Origin of the sequence: Ochrovirga pacifica (assembly GCF_000220525.1) — a bacterium.
GTDB lineage: Bacteria > Bacteroidota > Bacteroidia > Flavobacteriales > Flavobacteriaceae > Ochrovirga > Ochrovirga pacifica.
Window position 1 is genome coordinate 1 of record NZ_AFPK01000028.1, and the last position, 21,565, is coordinate 21,565.

Genomic DNA, 21,565 nt, shown 5'->3' on the forward strand with positions numbered 1-21,565 from the left:
ATGAGGAAATAGGTGTGTTACTTGGGGGTAAATAAATTGTCCATTTCACACATATTGTTTTCATCATCTAATAAAACTACTAAAATATCATTGGCTTTTAGTTCGGTAGCACCTCCAGGCCTAACAAAAATATTCCCTCTTTTAATCATTACAATAAAAGCACATTTAGGAAAATTTAAATCCACAATCCTTTTGTCAACCGCATTACAATTATTGGGTACTACAATTTCTTTCATTGCAGTTTTAGGCAAATCTAAAATGTAACGGTCATTTTGTGTTTCGCTTTTTTCATCTTCCGGTAGTCCTACATTCAACCATTTAGCAAAGGTGGCTAAAGTAGTTCCTTGAATCAACACAGAGGTTACCGAGATAAAAAATACAATGTTAAAAATAATATGAGCTTTTTCTATTCCTGCTAACAAAGGGTAGGTGGCAAATACAATAGGTACAGCACCACGCAAACCAACCCAAGAAATATATAACCTTCTTCTATTTTTCATTTTAAAAAACAACATACAAATAAATACTCCAATGGGTCTTGCAACTAAAATTAAAAACAAGGAAATTAGTAAGCCAATTCCCATATAAGGAATAATTTGGTGTGGAAATACAAGCAAACCTAATGTTAAAAAAAGTACAATTTGCATTAACCAAGCCAATCCATCAAAAACTTTAAAAATGGTAGATTTGTGAATTAGTTCTTGATTTCCTAAATAAACAGCACAGATGTAAATAGCCAAAAAGCCATTTCCACCTACAAAATCTGTAGTAGAAAAGGTAATAAACATTAAAGCAATGACTAAAACAGGATACAACCCTTCAAAACCTAACTGTATGTGGTTGATGACGTATTTACTAAGTTTACCAAAAGCAAAACCTAAAGCTCCTCCGAGAATCATTTGTTGCAAAAAGAAAGGAATGATGGAAATAACACTGTCATTTTCGCCAGTAACCAAAGTTAAAAATGCAATTGTAAGTACATAAGCCATAGGGTCGTTACTTCCACTTTCTAATTCTAAAGTAGGTCTTAAATTGGTTTTTAGAGCTAAATTTTTAGATCTTAATATAGAAAAAACAGCGGCAGCATCGGTAGATGATACAATGGAACCTAACAATAAGCTTTCGTAAAGTGTAAAATCGGTAACCCACCACACAAACATCCCAAGCGAAGTAGCAGTTAGCAATACTCCTAATGTAGAAAGTAGTAGTCCTTCTTTTAGGATGGGTTTTACAGCCGGCCAATGAGTGTCTAAACCACCAGAAAATAAAATAAAATTTAAAGACACAATTCCAATAAATTGTGCCAGTTTAGGATTGTCAAATTCAATTCCTACAATTCCATCAGAACCAGCAAGCATTCCAATAGCTAAGAAAAGTATCAATGTAGGAACCCCAAATTTATACGAAGTTTTTCCTACCATAATACTTACAAAAAGCAATAAAGACCCTACTAATAAAATATTTTCGATTGCTAAATTCATGCTGTTACTTAGGTTTTATTAAAGTTTATAAAGGGTTGCTGTATCACAAAATAAAATTAGAAAAAAGCCCTATTTTCTTTACAAAGGTTTTATTCTTTAGTATCTTCTTCTTCCTTATCTTTTTTTCCAAACAGTCTGGAGAAAAAATTACCTTTCTTTTTTTTCTTTTTCTTTTTGTCAAAAACATCTAAAATTTTTTCAAAAGTGTTTTCTTCTCTGTAAAATTCACAATCACAATCTTCTACAATAGCAGCATCAAAACTAGGAAAAGTACTGTTTAATTGTTTGTTTAGACTGGTTTGTTGATATTTGTGCCCAACCACAGCACCCACCAAAGGCAAAGCGGCAGCCGAACCTCCGCCAATCCAGGATGGAAGTGTAATGCTAGGGTATTTACATCCTACCCAACTACCAATTACAATACTATTGTTAAAGCCGATAAACCAACTATCACTATAGTCTTGTGCAGTTCCTGTTTTTCCTGCCCACGATCCTTTAGCACCAAAACGATTTTTAAGGCTTAAAGCCGTTCCTTTATCGACTACATTTTTTAACAAATATTGCATGGTTTCTAAACTTTTAGGATTTAGATCCACTTTTGTATGCTTTAGTTTTGGGTGTTGATAAATAACAGTACCTTCTGCTGTTTCTATACTACTGATATAATACGGGGAGATTTGCTTTCCTCTGGTAGCAAAAGGAACATAAGCTGCTACCATTGTTTCTAGAGAATAAGTTACTGTTCCTAAAGCAATAGAAGGATTGTTGGGCAATGTTTTGTCTAGTCCTAAAGCTTTGGTCGTGTTTTGCAAAGCAGAATGTCCAATTTTAAAATAAGTGTTTACTGTTGGGATGTTCATACTTTTAGCCAAAGCTCCAACCATACTGTAATAACCACCATTAGAATGGTCGTAGTTTTTAGGAGTCCAACCTTCGTAATTCACATATTCTTTTTCCTCGTTGTTAATCCAGTCGCAAGGTTTTTCTCCATTTTCTAAAGCCGCAGTATATACAAAAGGTTTAAAAGTTGATGCTGCTTGTCTTTCGCTTTTTATTAAGTTGTATGGCAAATACTCAAAATTATTTCCACCTACATACACTTGTACAGCTCCGGTATTGGGATTTAAACCGTAGATTGCTGCGTGAATTGTTTTTAGGTAATGCTCAATAGAATCTTTGGCAGATAAAAGCTGTTTGTCTTCTTCCCAACGAAATACTGGACGATCTTTTTTTTGAGTTGCTATTTTCTCTATTTCTTGATTTGAAAGTCCTTTATTTTTTAATTGTTGGTACACATTGCTTTGTTGCCATTCTTGTGTTATTAATGATTGAATCTTTTTTTGTTTTCGAATTCTTTTCCAGGCAGCATCCATCGTTTTTTGCAAACGGATTAAATGTGCTTTTCGTGCTTTTAATGCTTGTGTTTGTAGTTCTGCATTCAAGGTGGTTTTCACAATCAAACCATCTTGTTGCAAATCCCAGGGACTGCCGTCTGGTTTGGTTTTGTTTTCTAGTAAAAGCGCTGCTTTTTGTGCTATTTGATATAAAAAATAACCGTTTGGATTTTCTATTTCTAAATTATTATAGTGGGTTTCAACTGGCTTTTTGCTTAACAAAGCATAGGTGCTATCTGCAATAAAGTTTACTTTCTGCATTTGTTTCAATACCACATTCCTTCTTTTAAAAGCATGTTCAGGATGTTTTCTAGGGTTGTAGTATGAGTTGGCTTTAAGCATTCCTACTAAAATTGCAGATTGTTCTAGAGAAAGTTCATCAACATGTACAGAAAAATAACGCTGGGCAGCAGACTCAATTCCATACACTCGTTCACCAAATGGTACGGTGTTAAAGTACAGAGTTAATATTTCTTCTTTGCTGTAAATACTCTCTAAACGGTTGGCCAAAATTGCTTCTTTGGTTTTGTTTACAGGCATAGAAAGTAGAGAAAAGTCCTTACGTTTAAATAAGTTTTTGGCTAGTTGCTGAGAAAGTGTACTTCCACCTCCTGAAGAACGATCTCCTAAAAGAAGAGTTTTAACAATAACACGTAACATAGCAATTTTATCAATTCCCTGATGTTCGTAAAAGCGTACATCTTCTGTAGCTATTAATGCTTGTACTAAATGTTTTGGAAGTTTATGGTATGGTACATTGGTTCTATTGGTATAAAAAAACTTTCCAATCAATTGCTCATCAGTACTATAAACAACACTGGCTTGTGCTTGTTTTATTTCTGTTAATTCTTTTTTATTAGGAATAGGGCCAAAACCACCAATCCAAACCAAAAGGATAAAGAAAGCAATAGAAAAGATTCCAAGAATGAGGAGTCTAATAACAAAACCGAGCAATTTTTTTAACATATCTTACAATTCAGCAATCACAGAAATCTCTACATTTACATCTTTTGGTAGTCTAGCTACTTCTACACATTCTCTTGCCGGAGCAGTGTCTTCGTTAAAATAACTAGCATATACTTGATTAATGACAGCAAAGTTATTCATATCCGAGATATAGATAGAGGCTTTTAAAACTTGTTCGAAAGTAATTCCTGCCTCGGATAAAATGGCTTGAATATTTTTCATTACCTGATGTGTTTCTTTGGCAATGCTATCGGTTACAAAGTTTCCTGTTGTGGCATCCATAGCAATTTGTCCAGAAACGTATAAAGTTCCATTACTAGCCACCGCTTGGTTGTAAGGACCTAATGGGGCAGGAGCGTTGGGGGTCTGAATAATTTTTTTCATTGGTTAAGCGATTTCTTGTTTAGAAAATTGTTTGTCGTGTAGGTTTTTGTAATAACCATTTTCAATTTGAAGCAATTCTTGATGTTTTCCTTGTTCTACGATTTTTCCTTGATCTAATACAATTATTTTATCAGCGTTTTTAATAGTAGCCAATCGGTGTGCAATAACTATACTAGTTCTTCCTTGGGTAATTTTATCTATGGCAAACTGAATCATTTGTTCAGAATGTGAATCGATAGAAGAGGTGGCTTCGTCTAAAATTAAAATACTTGGGTTAGATACATAGGCTCTTAAAAAAGCAATTAGCTGTCTTTGTCCAGAAGACAACATCACTCCACGTTCTTTTACATTATACTCAAACCCATTAGGAAGACTTTCTATAAATTCACTAATTCCAATTTGCTGGGCTGCTTCTTTTATTTGGTTTAAAGTAATTTCTTCTTTTTGCAAGCTGATGTTGTTTTGTATGCTATCAGAAAACAAGAAAACATCTTGTAACACAATCGAGATTTCGTTACGTAAAAAGGTCAAATCATAGTTTTTAATTGGAGTGCCATCTACCAAAATAGTTCCGCTATCTATATCATAAAAACGATTGATTAAATTTGTAATGGTTGACTTACCAGCTCCAGTTGCTCCTACAATGGCTACGGTTTCTCCTTGTTGTACGTCAAAACTAATTCCTCTTAAAACAGGTTCATTTTTGATGTAGCTAAAGGTCACATTGTCAAAACGTATATTTCCTTTAATTTCGGGTAGCGTAAAAGTTCCTTGGTTGTCTATGTGACTTTGAGTGTCCATTACTTCAAAAATACGATCTCCGGCAACCATTCCCATTTGCAGCGTGTTAAATTTATCTGCAATTTGTCTCAAAGGTCTAAAGAGCATTTCGGTCATCATAATAAAACCAATAATTTCTCCGTGGGTTACTCCGTTTCCTTCAATCAAGTCTTTTGCCCCATACCATACCAACATTCCCGTTGCAATAGAAGATAAGACTTCGGCCACAGGAAAAAAGATAGAAAAATACCAAACAGTTTTTACATGTGCTGCTCGGTGTTTTTTATTGATTTCTACAAATTTTTGATATTCAATAGCTTCTCTATTAAACAATTGTACAATCTTCATCCCTGTTACACGTTCTTGAACAAAACTGTTTAAATTGGCTACTTGGTTCCTTACCTCTTGAAAGGTTACTTTTATGGCCCTTTGAAAAATTTTGGTAGCATAGATTAAAATAGGTAGCACAATAAAAGAAATAAGAGCCAACTTCCAGTTAATGACTAGCATCAGCACGGCAACAAACAACATTTTTAAAATATCATTTACAATCATAAACAATCCTTGGCTAAAGAATTGTGCAATAGTTTCTACATCCGAAACTACGCGAGTTACCATTTTTCCTACCGAAGAATTGTTAAAATAAGCCATTCTAAAAGACAAAATATGCTTAAAAAGCTTACTACGGATGTCTTTAATAACACTTTGCCCTAGCAAATTGGCCAAATAAATAAAAAGTAGTTGAAAAATTACTTCGGCCAATAAAACCACTAAAATAATCAATACAATCATTCCAAAACCTTCTTGGGTTTTTGTTTCTACATAATTGTCTATAGCATCAATAATTAATTTAGGCCTTAGTGTAGACACCGTTGCCAAAGCAATTGAAAAAATGGTAGAGAAAACAAACAAGCTTCTGTAAGCAAGTGCGTAGTTCATAATTCGGCTAAAAATGGCCAAATCGAATATATTTCCTTTTTTAGATGATGACATTTTTTATGGTATCAGGGTATGTTACTTCTGTTAAAAATAAACCGTGTGCTGGTACCGAAGCTCCTGCGTTCGAACGGTTTTTACTCTCTATAATTTCAATTATTTTTTCAGGATCAATTTTCTCTTTACCAACTTCGCAAAGCGTTCCTACTACAGCTCTAACCATATTACGCAAAAAACGATCTGCTGATATATGAAAAATCAACTCAGTTCCATTTAAAATCCATTCTGCCCTACGGATGTCGCAGTTGTACGTTTTTACATCGGTCTTAGAACGAGAAAAACATTGAAAATTGTTAAATTCTAGCAAAAAACTTGCCGCTTTGTTCATGGCAGGTACATTTAGTTGATGATTGATTTGCCATGTAGTATCTGTCGTAAAAGGACTTTTACCTAACAATATTCTGTATTCGTAGCTTCGTTGAATAGCATCAAAACGTGCATGTGCATTGTCTTGCACCTTAAAAATATGATGGAATACAATGTCTTTGGGCAAAAGGGAGTTGATTTTATAACAGTAAACCGTGGCATCTAATTCTACATCGATGTCAAAATGAACAAACATTTGCGATGCATGTACTCCCGCATCGGTTCTACCTGCAGCAACAACTTCTATAGGAGTTCTTAAAATGGTAGATAAGACCCTTTGTACTTCTTGTTGAACACTAATAGCATCGGGCTGAATTTGCCATCCATGATAATTTTTTCCTAAGTAAGAAAGTTCTGCAAAATATCTCAATATGGTTTGTTTTTACAAAGTGTAAAGGTATTGAATTCCGATGGCAGTATCAACTAGACAACAGCAACATTAGTGCTTAAAATTGTATAAAAATAACGATGTTTGTGTTATGAAAATACTACTCTTGTCTGATACACATAGTTACATAGATGCAACCATTCTTAAATATGCAAAACAAGCAGATGAAGTTTGGCATGTAGGGGATATTGGTGCTATAGAAGTAACCGATCAACTAAAAAAAATAAAACCTTTAAGAGCAGTTTACGGAAATATTGATGGAACCGAAGCCAGAGCAGAATTTCCCTTAGACAATAGGTTTGTAGTGAACGAGGTAGAGGTTTGGATGACTCATATTGGTGGATATCCCAATAAGTACAATGTTAGAATTAAAGACGAAATAAAGAAAAACCCACCAAAAGTATTCATCAGTGGGCATTCTCATATTTTAAAGGTTCAATACGATGCTAAATTAAATTTGTTACATATGAATCCTGGTGCTGCCGGTAAACATGGTTTTCATCAAGTAAGAACCATGTTGCGTTTTGAGATTAAAAACAAACAAGTCACCAATTTAGAAGTTATCGAATTAGGAAATCGAGCTTAATCTTCTTTTCTTGGATATATTTTTTTGTATAAATCAGCATAAAGTTCTAAAATAATACGTCTTTTCATTTTTAAGGTAGGCGTTAAATGACCAGCTTCTATGCTCCATTCATCTGGGGTAAGCTCAAAACGTTTGATTTGTTCCCATTGGCCAAACTTTTGATTGCAAAATTTTATCTCTTGCTGAATACGTTCTAACACCAAAGGATTGGTAATTAACTTTTGGGGAGTATCCACGTCGTTGATGTGTTTTATAAGGCACCAGCTTTTTACATAATTAAAATTGATTTGAATTAAAGCAGCAGGCATTTTTTCTCCTTCGCCAATAACCATCACTTGTTCTATAAATCTAGATTGTTTTAACTCATTTTCTAACAAGGTAGGTACAATATATTTTCCTCCTGAAGTTTTAAATATTTCTTTTTTTCTATCAGTAATTTTCAAAAATCCATCAGCATCTAGTTCTCCAATATCTCCTGTGTGAAAATATTCTCCAGTCATTACTGCAGCTGTTTTTTCAGGATCCTTGTAGTATCCCATCATTACGTTGGGGCCTTTGACTAAAATTTCTCCATCTTCTGCAATTTTAACCGTCTGATTTTGTATTGGTTTACCAACAGTTCCTATTTTAAAAGCTTTGTTTTTAATATCGTTAACAGCAATAACAGGCGAAGTTTCTGTCAACCCGTAACCTTCTAGAATAGGCATTCCTGCAGCTGCAAAAACTCTGGCCAATCTGGGTTGTAATGCTGCACTTCCTGATACGAGAACTTCTAAATTTCCTCCCAACGCTTCTTTCCATTTGCTAAAGATTAATTTTCTAGCAATTTTTAGTTGAAACTCATACCACCAACCATTAACACCAAAGGGTTCATAAATTAAACCCAGCTCTACTGCCCAAAAAAACAACATTTTTTTTATGCCTGTTAGTTCTTTTCCTTTGGCATAAATGCTGTCGTAGACTTTTTCGTAAAGTCTAGGAACTGCAGTCATAATATTAGGTTTTACCTCTTTTAGATTCTGGCTCATTGCCTCAATAGATTCTGCAAAATAAATTTCAATACTGTTGTATTGGTACAAGTATAAAATCATACGTTCAAACACGTGGCATACGGGCAAAAAGCTTAATGCCTTTCCAGTTCCTTTGGCTACGGGAACTCTAGGTGTACAATCTACCGTGTTAGATACAAGGTTTTGATGACTTAGCATCACCCCTTTGGGGTTTCCTGTAGTTCCAGAAGTGTAGATAAGCGTTGCTAAATCGGTACTTTTAATTTCGTTTTTTCTGCTTTCCAAAAGCTCATCAACATCGCTGTGTTTTCCTAAGTTTTCTATTTCCGTCCAATGTTTAACGCCTTCAATCTGGTCAAAACTGTATACGTCTTTTAAAGAGGTATTGTCCTTTACTTTTTCTACTTTGTTTAGAATTTCTACATCAGAAACAAAACAGTAGGTGGCTCCAGAGTGATTTAGAATGTACTCGTAATCTTTAGAAGAAATGGTTGGATAAATAGGAACATTTTGTGCTCCTGTTTGCAAAATCGCCATGTCTAAAATATTCCATTCCGTTCTGTTATTGGTAGAAATGACAGCAATTTTATCATTTTTTTGAATTCCTAAAGCCAAAAGTCCTCTAGAAACATTGTTATAGCTTTCGATATATTGTTGGGTAGAAATAGATATCCATTCTCCATTTTTTTTGGTAGAAAAAGCTTTTTCTAAAGGGTTGTTTTGTAGTTGATAAATGGGAAAATCAAAAATTCTTGAAGTTTTTACCATTGTAGTTGAATTAGTTTCAATTAAAGTATGATTTTTTTTTATCCTTAGCAATATTTTTATTTCATTTTTAAAGGACTTACAATATCAACATCACTAAAAGCAATGATTCCTCTAATAATACTAGAGATTTCTTCTTTTAGCGCATTGATAATTTGGAGCTTTAATCCTGCTTTATGATAAATAATACTAACCTCTCTGGCAGGATAAGGGCTTTTAAATTCACGAATTAGTTTTTGTTTGCTTTCGCTTAAATCCATCGAATTTAGGTAAGGGAGTAAGGTCATTCCCAAACCTTCATCGGTTAGTTTAATAAGGGTGTCAAAACTTCCACTTTGTAAAGAGAACTTTTTGGTTTTTTTATTGTTTAGAGAGCTACAAATGTTAAGCACGCTTTCCTTAAAACAATGGCCGTCTTCTAAAAGCAATAAATCATCAACATCCAAGTCTTGGGGAGTTAAGTCTTTTTGATCAAACAGACGATGGTTTTCGTGTACCAATCCCACAAAAGGTTCGTAATAAATAGGGGCTTCTTTTAAAAGATCTTCTTGTAAAGGAGTGGCAGCAATAGCAGCATCTAGATGTCCATCTTTTAATTTTTGTACAATTTCTTCTGTGGTAAGCTCGTTAATAATTAGTTCTACTTCGGGATATTTTTTATTAAAACTTTTTAGAAACAAAGGCAACAAGCTAGGCATTATGGTAGGAATAATACCTAGTTTAAATTCTCCTCCAATGTATCCTTTTTCTTGCTGTACAATGTCTGTAATACGACTGCTTTCGTTGACAATAGTTTTGGCTTGATTCACAATTTTTTTACCGACTTCGGTAACTTCAATCGGTTTTTTATTTCTATTAAATATCTGAATCTCTAACTCTTCTTCTAATTTGTGAATTTGCATACTTAAAGTAGGCTGTGTTACAAAACAATGTTCTGATGCAGTGGTAAAGTTTCTGTATTCGGCAACTGCCAAAACGTATTTTAGTTGAGTAATGGTCATTGTAAATAGTGTATCAGGTTTGTTTATACGATTATCAAAAGTATCAATAATATTTATGATAACAGCGGTTTTAATTCGTATTATTTTTGAAGTGTAATTAAAAACATAGAAACAAATGAAAACAATTGTAGAGATAGAAAATCAATTTTCTAAAGAAATTACTAAAAAACTAAATGTTTTATTGTCAAATTTTCAAATTCACTATCAGAATTTACGCGGGTTGCATTGGAACATCAAAGGGAAAAACTTTTTTGAGTTGCATACCAAGTTTGAAGAGTATTACAACGATTCTCAAGAAAAAATTGATGCAATTGCAGAACGTATTCTAACATTAGAAGGAACACCGTTGCACACTTTTTCGGACTATTTAGAAAACTCTAATATTAAAGTAGGGAAAAATATTACCCAAGATGTAGCTGCGGTTCAGTTGGTAATAACGGGTTACAAAACATTATTAGAAATAGAAAGAGAACTATTAACCCTAACAGACAAAGCAGATGATGAAGGAACCAACGCTTTGATTAGTGAGTTTATTAGTGAACAAGAAAAAACGTTATGGATGCTAAAATCTTGGTTGGCATAAATACCAATTAAGTGTATAAGAAAAACTCCTTTTTTTAAAATAAAAAAGGAGTTTTTTAATTTGGGGTAATGTTGGGGTATTTAAAAAAATAGAATATAATCATACCTCAAAGATACACGAAGTTATGTATCTTCATCCATGCAATTATGTAGATAAAATACTGTTTTATCTCATATCCATTTTCAGAAACCTATTGTAAATTTGTGTTGTTAGCAATTGGAAAAACACAGAAAAGACAACAGAGTCTGATGCGATTAACAAAAAAAAACTAAAACTTAGAACTATAAAAAAATGCTTTTGTCTATGAGAAAAATGGTATTTACGGATTTAGATGGGACTTTTTTAAATCACGATGATTATTCTTTTGAGCCTTCTTTAAATGCAGTTTCGGTACTAAAAGAAAAAAAAATTCCTCTAATTTTTACCACAAGTAAAACCAGAAAAGAAGTAGAAATTTTACAAAAAGAAGTAGGCATACAAGAACCATTCATAGTAGAAAACGGAGCAGCACTCTTTGTTCCTAAAGGATATCAAGATTTTGATTTTTCTTTTTTAGATGTTTTTGATGCAAACTATTATGTGTACATGTTAGGAGTGCCTTATGGCAAAACAGTAGCTTTTTACAATCGATACAAAGAAGCATTTGGAATGCATGGTTTTAGCGACATGGATTTGCCTCAAGTTGCCGAATGTACTGGGTTAAAAGAAAAGGATGCCGTGCTTTCTAAAAATAGAGATTTTACCGAGCCTTTTTTATGGGAGCAAGAAGAGCGACTGGAAGAATTGTCTGATTTGGCTTTAGAATATGGATTAAAAATTACCAAAGGAGGTCGTTTTTATCACCTAATAGGAGCAGGACAAGACAAAGGAAAAGCTGTGGCTAAATGTGTAGCGCTGTTTCAAGATTTATTTCAGCATCCCATCAGCTCTATTGGTTTAGGAGATGGAGAAAATGACATTCCTTTACTAGAAAATGTAGACATTCCTATTGCCATTCAAAACCACGAAGGAAAATATATAGAAGTCAATGCAAAACAGTTTCAAAAATCAACCTATAAAGGGGCTGAAGGATGGAACGAAATGATTTTAAAAAATGTATAAACAATTAGCAGAAGAAATTTATTACAAGGCTTTAAACAAAGTAAAAGCATCGGCATTAATTAAAGACAATGTTTCGCTAAAAGAAAATGTTTTACAGCTAGTAAATCAACACTATGTATTAGAACCCAAGACTAAAATTTACGTGTTTGGAGCAGGAAAAGCAGCTTTGGCTATGGCTAAAGAATGCGAGCTTTTGTTAGGGGAAAGAATTCAGGGAGGCGTTGTGGTATCTCACGAAACAGGAAGTTTGCAATACTGTCGTCACCTAACCGCAACACATCCGCTTGTTTCCGAAAAAAGTATTCACGCAGGTTCAGAGCTTATTCAAGCAATGTCTGCTATGGAACCCGATGCTGTTTTTATATTCTTATTATCAGGTGGTGCTTCTGCCATGATAGAAAAACCTGTACAGGGAATTACTTTAGACGATTTTACTAAAATTTCAATGGCTTTGTTGACTTCTGGAATAGACATCAAAGCATTGAATACGGTAAGAAAAGCAATATCACAAATAAAGGGAGGGAAATTGGCCGATGTGGTAAAAGCAAAAGGAGAGGTTTTGGTGTTGAGTGATGTTATAGGTGACGATTTAAATACCATTGGTTCTGCTCCTATGTATAATGGTAAGTATAAACATCACTTAATAGGAAATAATACCGTGGCTCTAAAAGAAGCCCTAAAATTTGTAGAAGACAAGGTGGCAGTTGCCAAAATTATAACAACTACGTTGGATTGTAGTTCGGAAGAAGCAACACAAATAGTAAAAAAACACATACAAGAATACGATGCCAAGCACCAAAGTTTCTGTTTACTTTTGGGAGGAGAAACAACAACAGTGGTAAAAGGAACCAATGGTTACGGAGGAAGAAACCAAGAGTTAGCACTTAGATTGTTGTTAGAAGGAGTTGTAACCGAAAATATAAGTATATTAAGTGCAGGGAGCGATGGAATTGACGGTCGTTCGGAGGCAACAGGTGCTTATATAGATGCAACTATTTATGAACAAATAAAAATAAAACAATTAAATCCAAAACATTACTTAGAAGCCAGTGATAGCAATACTTTTTTTAAAGCATTAGGGTATGACTTTGTTACAGGAATTACAGGAACCAATGTGATGGATTTTATCATCATTTTAAAATTATAATATATGGCAGATTTTTTTCAGAACGGGGTCATTACCACGCTTCAAAATTTAGGAGATAGAAGTTTAGAACATTTAGAAAAGGAGCTAGAAAAGTTTAGTAAAAGAAGAGGAATGGTACTCTTGCTCCCTGCTTTGTATTCAGAGTTTGAAACCCCAGCAATGTTTAAAATCATAGAAGAATTAAAGAATGTAAAATACTTATATAAAATTATTTTAGGACTTGATAGAGCAACCAAAGAGCAGTTTGAAGAAGTCAAAGAAATTATGTCTGTATTGCCCTCTAAAGTAGATGTATTGTGGAACGATGGTCCTAGAATAAAAGAGTTGTACAACGATTTAAAGACAGAAGGTTTTCCAGGGTTAGACACTCCTGGTAAAGGAAGAAATGTTTGGACCATGCTAGGCTATGCGTTGGCAGATAAAGATGCTTATGCTTTTGCTTTACACGATTGTGATATTGTAAACTACAGTAGAGAAATTCCTGCTCGTTTGTTTTATCCTATTGTGCATCCTGCTTTAGATTTTGAATTTAACAAAGGTTTTTACTCTCGTGTAACTCACAAACTACACGGTAGAGCAACTCGTTTATTGTACACACCTTTGGTAAATGCTTTGTGTAAAGTATACGGTAGAAATAAGTATTTAGAATATATGGAAAGTTTCCGCTATTCTTTGTCAGGAGAGTTTTCATTTATCCGCTCGTTGGCCAGAGGTATCGCTATTTCTCCTACATGGGGATTAGAGGTTTCTACATTAAGCGAAGTTTATAAAAGTACCTCTAACAAAAGAATTTGCCAAACAGAAATTATGGAAACCTACGAGCACAAACATCAAAATTTGGGCGATCAACAATCGGGAGGTGGCATTTATAAGATGAGTAAAGATATTGCCAAAACGATTTTTAGAGTCATGGCTCAAGAAGGAGTTATTTTTTCAAAAGCTTCCTTTAAAACCCTTTTGGCAACATACTTTCAAGAATCACGATTTGAAATTTCTAAATACAACGCACTAAGCAAACTGAATGATTTAGAATACAACAGAGAAAAAGAAATCAAAGCTGTAGAAGCTTTTCAAGATGCAATCAAAGAGGCTTCGCATGAGTTTTATGAAGATCCTATGGGAGTTCCTTCTTTATCGTCTTGGATTACAGTACGTTCGGTAATGCCCGATTTTTCTAAAAAGTTTGTAGATTTTGTTAAAAAAGACAATGCATAAGCCTATGAGACATATATCAGACAAAGAACATACCATCAACAAAAGATTGCACAAGTTGTATCCGCCAGAAATTGCAGATCGAGCGGTGGATAGCATTGTAGATTTAATTTTTAAATACAAGTCTAGAATCAAATCGTCTCCTTATCATTTAAGTGAAAAAGACATTATTCTAATCACCTACGGAGACCAAGTAAATAGAGATTACGAGCCATCGCTACAAACCTTAAAAGATTTTATGGACAAGCATTTGGATGGAGTGATTAATTCTGTTCACATCCTTCCGTTTTACCCTTATTCATCAGACGACGGATTTTCGGTGGTAAATTACAGTGCTGTAGATCCTAAAATGGGATCTTGGAAAGAGATAGAAAAAATTAGTGCAGACTATCGATTGATGGTCGATGGAGTAATCAACCATATTTCGCAGTTTTCAGATTGGTTCAAGGCCTTTTTAGCGGGCGATCCATATTTTAAAGATTTTTTTATAGAAGTAGATCCTTCTTTAGATTTAAGCAAAGTTGTTCGTCCAAGGGCACTCCCCTTGATTAGTGAATATACAGATGACAAAGGAGAAACACGTTATGTTTGGACTACTTTTAGTAAAGATCAGGTAGATTTAAACTACAAAAGCCATCGTGTACTAAGAAATGTACTGGATGCTTTGTTTTATTACGTAGAAAAAGGAGCTACCTTAATTCGCTTGGATGCGATTGCTTTTATTTGGAAAGAAATTGGAACCGAATGTGTGCATTTAGACGGAACACACGAGCTCATTCAATTAATGCGAGAAGTCTTGCACGAAGTTGCTCCAGAGGTAATTATTATTACAGAAACCAATGTCCCGCATCATGAAAATGTATCTTACTTTGGTAGCGGAGATGATGAAGCTCAGATGGTTTATAACTTTGCCTTGCCTCCCTTATTATTGCACTCTATTTTAAACGGAAATACAGAAACATTAACAGCTTGGGCAAAAACATTAACCTTGCCTAGTGATAAGGTTTGTTTCTTTAATTTTACAGCCAGTCACGATGGAGTAGGGCTAAGACCAATTAAAGGAATTTTAACAGATGATGAGGTAAATGTAATGGTGTCTAGAGTAAAAAGTCATGGAGGTTTGGTGTCTTACCGAACAGAGTCTGACGGAAGCCAGTCTCCTTACGAACTAAACTGTAGCTATATTGATGCATTAACCAACCCTAATGCAGATGATGAAGTCCGATACAAACGTATGTTGCTATCTCAGGCTTCGGTGTTGGTAATGCCAGGAGTACCAGGAATCTATTTCCATTCTTTAGTAGGGTCTAGAAATTATCTAGATGGAGTAAAACATACACGTATTAACCGAACCATTAACAGAGAAAAATACCATATAGATTGGCTAGAAGAAGAGTTGCAGACCCAAGGAACGTTGGCCAAAACCATTTTTGAAAATTATAAAAAGTTAATTGCCATTCGTATTAACGAAGCAGCATTTAACCCATTTGGAACTTTTGATTTTCTAGATTTAAGTCCCAAAGTATTTGCTGTAGACCAACATGCCAAAGAAGAAAACGAACGTATTGTAGCCATTCATAACTTTGCTGCCGAAGAGGTAGTGGTTTCTTTACCAGATTCAATAAGTTTACCATTAACAAATTTATTGGCTACAGGCATTGCAGATTTCCCTCCAACCGATGCCAAAGTAACAGGCAGAACTTTAACATTGCAACCCTATCAAATGCTCTGGTTAAAAGGAGCTTTGTAAAATTTATAAATACGAACAGGTTTAAACGCAAAACATCCCAAATTGTAAATAACATTTTGGGGTGTTTTGATGTTTACACACTTTGTTCTACAATAAGAAATATGCTTTTTTTGTCATTAAAATTGCAAGCATTAGTAACTAAACTTTTATTACAAAGTTTATTATGTTTTTATAAAAAGTAAAGGAGCTTTGTGTAAAATACACCTTAGAAATCTATAAAAACACTAGGGCTTTTTAGTAAAAGCTTAGTAACAATTCTATAAATTCCCTAGTGTTTAATTATTTTACTTTTGTGTTTTTTTTAAATACTCAAGGGTTTTTAAGCAAAACGTACATTCCTTGTTTATAAAAGCTACCAAGTTTTTTCTATTTTGGAGCTAATCTTTTAATACAAAGTAACAGACACATAGATTTTACTAGCTACTTAAAAAAGTTTTAAAACTATTTTAAGACTGTTCAAGACTCTATTTTAGGACTTAATTAAATGATAAGCCAAGTAAAGTAAAAGTAAATGCTAAATTCAGTATTTAACGAAAGTATTGTCGTTATTAATCACAGTTTACATCCACATTTCTCTTATTTTACCAATCATTTCAGCTTCTACGTTCTCATATTCGTCTTTTTGTAATAAACTATATTTTTCTTTTAACTCTACAATTGGACATTCAAAATCAACACCATAAGATTCAGCAATACCAAGAATTAGTTGACTGTCTTTAGGTTGAGAATCTTTAATAAAATGCATAATCTTATCTATATGCTCAATATCTTGATCTTGTTGATTAGGAGAGTCAACTATCAATGGAAAGTAAGTAGAGGAAGAGTATTTTTTCATAACATGAAAGAATGAAAAATAATAAGCTATTAAAGCTCGAGGTCTTGAGCTACCAGTTTCTTTTGATTCGATAACACTTGTTATTGATTTATATTCGTTTTCGGTTAAAGAATGTATGTCAAGTTTTTTTAAAAAAGAAGTCATTTTATTTTTGAAAAAAACAACTATTTCATTTTTACGTTTTTTACTTTCAAATTCTTTAAGTTTTTTTTCAAGATTTTGTTTTTCAATTGTGTTTTCAACTATTATCTGTTTTAATTCAGCGTATTTCTGAGAAAAAATTGATTTGACATGCTTTTTTCCAGAGCTTTCAATTACGTCTTTAAGATTTAACTTACCTTTTTTCTCATTGAGAATTTTATTAAGGTTTGTTAACTCTCCAACCGTCGAATTCAGTTTATTATTTTCATTAAATATCTTGTCGTTTATTTCTTTGACTTCTTTTTTTAACTCAACTAATAAATCTTTACTTTTTTGTTCGTCTTGAGCTATTTCAAACCTTTCTGTGAAAGAATTTTCATAAACGGCACCACAAGTTGGACACCCAATTAGTTCAGGTAATTTTTCAGATGCAAACTTTAAATCATTATGGCTTTCTATAATTGCTTGCTTAACAATGTTTATCTGGGTATCATAAGATGCTTTTAAGTGATATAGATCGTGTAAATCAGACTTTAAGTTTTCTTCTTTTTTCTTTAAAAATTCTAACTCAGTTAACAACTCAGTAATCTCTTCTTTAAAATCCTCAATATTTATATTAAATTGAGTTTGAGATAATTTTTCTTTTATATCATTAAGGATTTTACCAGTTATTTTTTGTTCCTTTTCAGTCTCATCAATGATTCTTAAATATGAATCAATTTCTTTTTTTGTTTCATAGTACTTGTTTGGGCGAATACCTGAATGGTAGTTAATACATTGATTTCTATATTGTTTAATTTGTTGTAGAGATTTAAATGAAGACCAGCTTTTTGACCAGCTTTCATCTTGGTCTACATAAAAAGGCAGTAACAAATATGCAGGAGGAGGAATTATAAAACCACTATTTTGCGATTGAAATAGAGGTTTGAAATCGAATAGTTCACTTAAAAAAGGAGCTAATTCTTTTGTTACTGAGTCAAAAAGTCCCAGTAAATCATCATTAGAGTCATATATTGCAAACCGTTTGTTGTCTCTTATAATTTGATATCTAACGGAGTCAAGTTCAAATTTAACTAGTGATATTACATTTGCACCTTTAAACTTAGAGTTCATTAATGGTTCTGCACCAAAAGTTCTATATATACTTTTAATTAATGATGATTTCCCAGTATGGTTTTTACCATATATTAGGGTTCTATGTCTGTCAAATTCAACTCTTTTTGCTTTTTTCTCCTTTTGAGATAGCAATAGAATTTCCGATATGAATAACTTTTTCATTCTTCTTTACTCTTAAGTTTCTTACCAATTTTTTTAAGCTTCCTTTATTTTTCATTTAGAACTTTAATAATTAAACATTTTATAAAATATTTATCGTAAAAAGTATTTTCAATTTTACATTCACAATGGTTTACTATTTCTATCAAATCAAATGAATCTTTAATGTTTCCATTTTCTATTTCAGTACTAATAATAGTTTCAATATCCTGATATAGGTTGTTTAATAATATATTGTTACTGTCTTTTATAAGAGTTGCCGATAGGTCTCGCCAAGCTTTTTTAAATTTTAAAAGTTCGATATGACCTATATTACATCTTTCTATAGAATATTTAATTTCTAACCACTCTTCATCAATACTTTTATAAAGACCTGCTTTTTTTAAAAAAGCTAAGAATTGTTTTTTACTAATTCCTTTAATTTCAATTAGTTCCTCTAAATTTGAAATAGATTTGTCTGTAACTGTAGATTCGGTTCTTCTTGAAATCTCATTGAACACCTGTTTATATGCCAACTCAGGGTTAACTTTATTTTCTGGGTTAATTTTGTTTATTAATTTACTTAGCTCTCCTAGACAATGTGTTGAACTATCAATGTTGCTTAGATTTGTGACATGAAAATGAGTAATATCTTTAAAATCAATTGTTTTTAAAGAATGTTCATTTTTTATTGCATCTTCAAAGACCTTTAGTACTTTGGGATCTAATTCATCTGCTTTAATTATTGTTTTTTTTAGAGATTCAGTTCCGTTTGCAAGGTTCTTGAAGGAAAATTTTGCGTTTGATACAAAATTTAAAGAATTTGTATTATTAGAGAAGTTTATTTTATTTAAGTAAAGCTTTCCACTTATTGAAAGCGGTTCTTTTTTGGTTTTCTTTGTTAAAGCAGTATTTGTCCAGTTCCCAAAGTCTTTAGATTTTATTTGGTAGAAATCTATTTTATCCGGGTTGGTTGAAGAATCAAGAACAACAAGGTCGTCGTGAAAATCAAATAGAAATACATAATCATCTTTCTTCTCATGATTAGATAAAAGAAGATAAAGAGAAAGATTTTTCTGGAATATATATTTTCTAGCAGTTTTACTTCCAGATTCTTCCCTTGGTATTAATGATATAATTTCTTTTTCTAGCTTCATTTTTTCGTATTGTGACCTTAACAGCGTATAGCGTACAAGAATCCTAAATGTAATATAAATTTTAAAAACACCCTATGTATCATCTTTGGTTTGGGTGTTTTTTATCAAATGCTACCAAATTGAATAATTGCTGTGTACAAAAATGAGATTTGTATATGTTGTTTTTTGTGCGTTCTAAATCTCACCTTTTTAAGTGTTAAATTATAATCTAGGGCGATTAAACAACACAATCGTTAGAGTTTTGTAGTCTCAATAAAAACATAAAATTTTAATAGGATGAAAACATATTTTAGAAAAATTAGCTATTTGGCAACAATGCTAGCTGTGTTAGGGCTTGTTGCTTGTACCAACAACACCAACAGTCTGCAAGAACCTACATATCAATCTGCAGAAACTTATTTAAAAGAAATTGGTTTTAGGGGAAGTGTGCTTATCCGAAAAGGAAACAAAGATGTTGTAAGAAAAGGCTTTGGTTTGGCAGATGTAGCAAATTCTACAAACAACAATCCTGAGTTAATCTACCGTATTGGTTCTGTTACAAAATCGTTTACAGCAGCTGCCATCATACAGCTAAAAAGAGATGGGTTTATTCAGAGTCTAGATCAGCCATTAAGTGATTTTGATGATGAATTTCCGTTGGGAAATCAGATAACACTAAGACATTTGTTAACACATCAATCGGGAATACATGATTATGTAGCTGGAGTGGAGGACTTTGTAGAGGAGCATGATTATTATATAGAAAAAGAAGAAATTTTGGAGGTCATCACAAAATCAATCCAAGAGGATGGGTTGCAGTTTACTCCAGGAGATTACTTTTCATATTCCAATGCCAATTATTTTATTTTAGGAATGTTAATAGAGGGGTTGACAGGAAAAACCTATCAACAATATTTGCAAGAAAAAATATACACTCCGCTGGCACTAGATCACACAGCAAAAAGTCCTGACGAAATAACAGGAACAGAAAGAGCAAAAGGCTATTACCAAGATGATGAGGTTGCACCGTATCAGATGAATATTGCTTACAGTGCAGGAGAACTAGAAAGTTCTTTGGCAGATTTAGAAAAATGGGGAGATGCTATGCTTGGAGACTTCTACACAGAAACAGAAAAACAAGAGTTTTTTGCTGCTCCTTATGCACAAGAAGACGTTAATGTTCCTGGGGCAGGTTGGTTTACTTTACAACAGAATAACAAAATCGTTTACCATCATGGGGGAGATGTACGTGGATTTACAAGCTTTTTGGTACTAGTACCCGAGGCTAATGGAATAATTGTTTTGTTAAGCAATGAACAAGACCAAGGAGAACAACGCGCTAAAATACTAGAGGTTATTTTAGAAAACGAGTTTTAAGCTGTGTGCAGTAAACAAGGTACGCATCGGTTTTGGGAATGCAGGTATTTCTAAAACAGATACGTTATTTCTTTTTTCCTATTGAACTAGTTCAACCGTACTCTCATTCTATTTTTCAAAATTTGTTCTTAAGATTGATTGAGTCAATCCACACGAAATCATTAAATAAATTATAGAAAATGACTGTTTTAAAAAATAAGAAAGCCATCATCACAGGGGGAGGTAGAGGCTTAGGAAAAGCTACAGCAATTGCTTTTGCCAAAGAAGGTATAGATGTTGCTATCACTGGTAGAAATGAAGAAGTATTAAAAGCTACCGTAGCAGAATTAGAAACCTATGGCATAACGGCCATTTATGCAGTGTTCGATGTAGGTGTGTACGAGCAAGTACAAACAGGAATCAAAGGTTTGATAAACCAATTGGGTACTGTAGATATTTTAGTAAATAATGCAGGAATTGCAGCTGTCGGATCTTTTAACGAAATGGACGTAAGTCAATGGACACAGACCATTCAGACCAATGTAATGGGAGTTTATTACGTTACCAAAGAAGTATTGCCATATTTATTAGAAAAGAATTCTGGAGATATTTTTAATATATCCTCTACAGCAGGGTTAAATGGAAACCCGAACATATCTGCTTACTGTGCTTCTAAATTTGCAGTAATAGGTTTGTCTGAATCTTTGATGAAAGAGGTGCGTAAAAACAACATAAGGGTGTGTACTTTAACGCCAAGTACTATTGCTACAGACATGACGACTGAATTGGGAATGATTCCTGAAAACTCTGAAGACAAAGTGTTGCAACCCGAAGATTTTGCAGAATTAATTGTTGCTGGTTTAAAATTGCCAAAGAGAGCCATGTTAAAAGGGGCTTCTTTGTGGTCTACAAATCCGTAAGTTTCTTAAATAA

At 33.2% G+C, this 21,565-nt stretch carries 17 protein-coding genes; 8 read left to right on the forward strand and 9 right to left on the reverse strand.

Going from position 1 to position 21,565, the window contains the following annotated elements; translation table 11 throughout:
• Positions 1–17: 17 nt before the first annotated feature.
• The 5 genes from FS85_RS0104445 to truA form a co-directional block, all read right to left on the reverse strand.
• Positions 18–1,481 (reverse strand): potassium/proton antiporter, encoded by a 1,464-nt coding sequence (locus FS85_RS0104445; RefSeq protein WP_010134860.1) that lies wholly within the window; start codon positions 1,479–1,481, stop codon positions 18–20.
• A gap of 89 nt (positions 1,482–1,570) precedes the next feature.
• Positions 1,571–3,841 carry a transglycosylase domain-containing protein gene (locus FS85_RS15105; RefSeq protein WP_010134861.1) on the reverse strand — a complete coding sequence of 757 codons (2,271 nt, stop codon included), beginning with the start codon at positions 3,839–3,841 and terminating at the stop codon, positions 1,571–1,573.
• Between the two features lie 3 nt (positions 3,842–3,844).
• A complete protein-coding gene (locus FS85_RS0104455) occupies positions 3,845–4,225 on the reverse strand; it encodes a Rid family detoxifying hydrolase (RefSeq protein ID WP_010134862.1) in 381 nt (126 codons plus the stop codon).
• A gap of 3 nt (positions 4,226–4,228) precedes the next feature.
• Positions 4,229–5,998 (reverse strand): ABC transporter ATP-binding protein, encoded by a 1,770-nt coding sequence (locus FS85_RS0104460; RefSeq protein WP_010134863.1) that lies wholly within the window; start codon positions 5,996–5,998, stop codon positions 4,229–4,231.
• Positions 5,985–6,737, reverse strand: a complete 753-nt coding sequence (truA, locus tag FS85_RS0104465; RefSeq protein WP_010134864.1) for a tRNA pseudouridine(38-40) synthase TruA — start codon at positions 6,735–6,737, stop codon at positions 5,985–5,987. The genes FS85_RS0104460 and truA overlap by 14 nt, the downstream gene beginning before the upstream one ends.
• 109 nt (positions 6,738–6,846) lie before the next feature.
• On the opposite strand from truA, the gene FS85_RS0104470 reads away from it, so the two are divergent.
• The gene (locus FS85_RS0104470) at positions 6,847–7,341 is read left to right on the forward strand and encodes a metallophosphoesterase family protein (RefSeq protein ID WP_010134865.1); all 495 of its coding nucleotides are present in this window, start codon (positions 6,847–6,849) and stop codon (positions 7,339–7,341) included.
• Here FS85_RS0104470 and FS85_RS0104475 read toward each other — a convergent pair.
• Together FS85_RS0104475 and FS85_RS0104480 are read right to left on the reverse strand one after the other, a co-directional pair.
• Complete coding sequence (locus FS85_RS0104475; RefSeq protein WP_029489269.1) at positions 7,338–9,119, reverse strand: AMP-dependent synthetase/ligase; 1,782 nt, start codon at positions 9,117–9,119, stop codon at positions 7,338–7,340. The genes FS85_RS0104470 and FS85_RS0104475 overlap by 4 nt on opposite strands.
• Before the next feature lie 56 nt (positions 9,120–9,175).
• Positions 9,176–10,117: a hydrogen peroxide-inducible genes activator gene (locus FS85_RS0104480; protein ID WP_010134867.1), complete on the reverse strand. Its 942-nt coding sequence runs from the start codon at positions 10,115–10,117 to the stop codon at positions 9,176–9,178.
• A 115-nt stretch (positions 10,118–10,232) separates the two neighbouring features.
• Between FS85_RS0104480 and FS85_RS0104485 the strand changes: the two genes are divergently transcribed.
• From FS85_RS0104485 to FS85_RS0104505, 5 genes are all read left to right on the forward strand, one after another.
• Positions 10,233–10,700: a Dps family protein gene (locus FS85_RS0104485; protein WP_010134869.1), complete on the forward strand. Its 468-nt coding sequence runs from the start codon at positions 10,233–10,235 to the stop codon at positions 10,698–10,700.
• 303 nt (positions 10,701–11,003) lie between these two features.
• On the forward strand, positions 11,004–11,801 hold the full coding sequence (locus tag FS85_RS0104490; protein WP_010134870.1) for an HAD-IIB family hydrolase: 798 nt from the start codon (positions 11,004–11,006) through the stop codon (positions 11,799–11,801).
• A complete protein-coding gene (locus FS85_RS0104495; RefSeq protein WP_010134872.1) occupies positions 11,794–12,948 on the forward strand; it encodes a glycerate kinase type-2 family protein in 1,155 nt (384 codons plus the stop codon). Before FS85_RS0104490 ends, FS85_RS0104495 begins: the two co-directional genes overlap by 8 nt.
• A 3-nt stretch (positions 12,949–12,951) precedes the next feature.
• Positions 12,952–14,163 carry a glycosyltransferase family protein gene (locus tag FS85_RS0104500; protein WP_010134873.1) on the forward strand — a complete coding sequence of 404 codons (1,212 nt, stop codon included), beginning with the start codon at positions 12,952–12,954 and terminating at the stop codon, positions 14,161–14,163.
• A 4-nt stretch (positions 14,164–14,167) separates the two neighbouring features.
• Positions 14,168–15,910, forward strand: a complete 1,743-nt coding sequence (locus tag FS85_RS0104505; protein ID WP_033194572.1) for an alpha-amylase family glycosyl hydrolase — start codon at positions 14,168–14,170, stop codon at positions 15,908–15,910.
• A gap of 559 nt (positions 15,911–16,469) precedes the next feature.
• Here FS85_RS0104505 and FS85_RS0104510 read toward each other — a convergent pair.
• Together FS85_RS0104510 and FS85_RS0104520 are read right to left on the reverse strand one after the other, a co-directional pair.
• On the reverse strand, positions 16,470–18,164 hold the full coding sequence (locus tag FS85_RS0104510) for a coiled-coil domain-containing protein (RefSeq protein WP_139062151.1): 1,695 nt from the start codon (positions 18,162–18,164) through the stop codon (positions 16,470–16,472).
• 44 nt (positions 18,165–18,208) lie between these two features.
• Positions 18,209–19,297, reverse strand: a complete 1,089-nt coding sequence (locus tag FS85_RS0104520) for a dsDNA nuclease domain-containing protein (protein WP_010134877.1) — start codon at positions 19,295–19,297, stop codon at positions 18,209–18,211.
• A 276-nt stretch (positions 19,298–19,573) separates the two neighbouring features.
• Here FS85_RS0104520 and FS85_RS0104525 point away from each other — a divergent pair, with 276 nt between their 5' ends.
• Positions 19,574–20,653: a serine hydrolase domain-containing protein gene (locus FS85_RS0104525; RefSeq protein ID WP_010134878.1), complete on the forward strand. Its 1,080-nt coding sequence runs from the start codon at positions 19,574–19,576 to the stop codon at positions 20,651–20,653.
• Positions 20,654–20,832: 179 nt separating this feature from the next.
• Positions 20,833–21,552 (forward strand): 3-ketoacyl-ACP reductase, encoded by a 720-nt coding sequence (locus FS85_RS0104530; RefSeq protein ID WP_010134879.1) that lies wholly within the window; start codon positions 20,833–20,835, stop codon positions 21,550–21,552.
• The last annotated feature ends 13 nt before the right edge of the window (positions 21,553–21,565 follow it).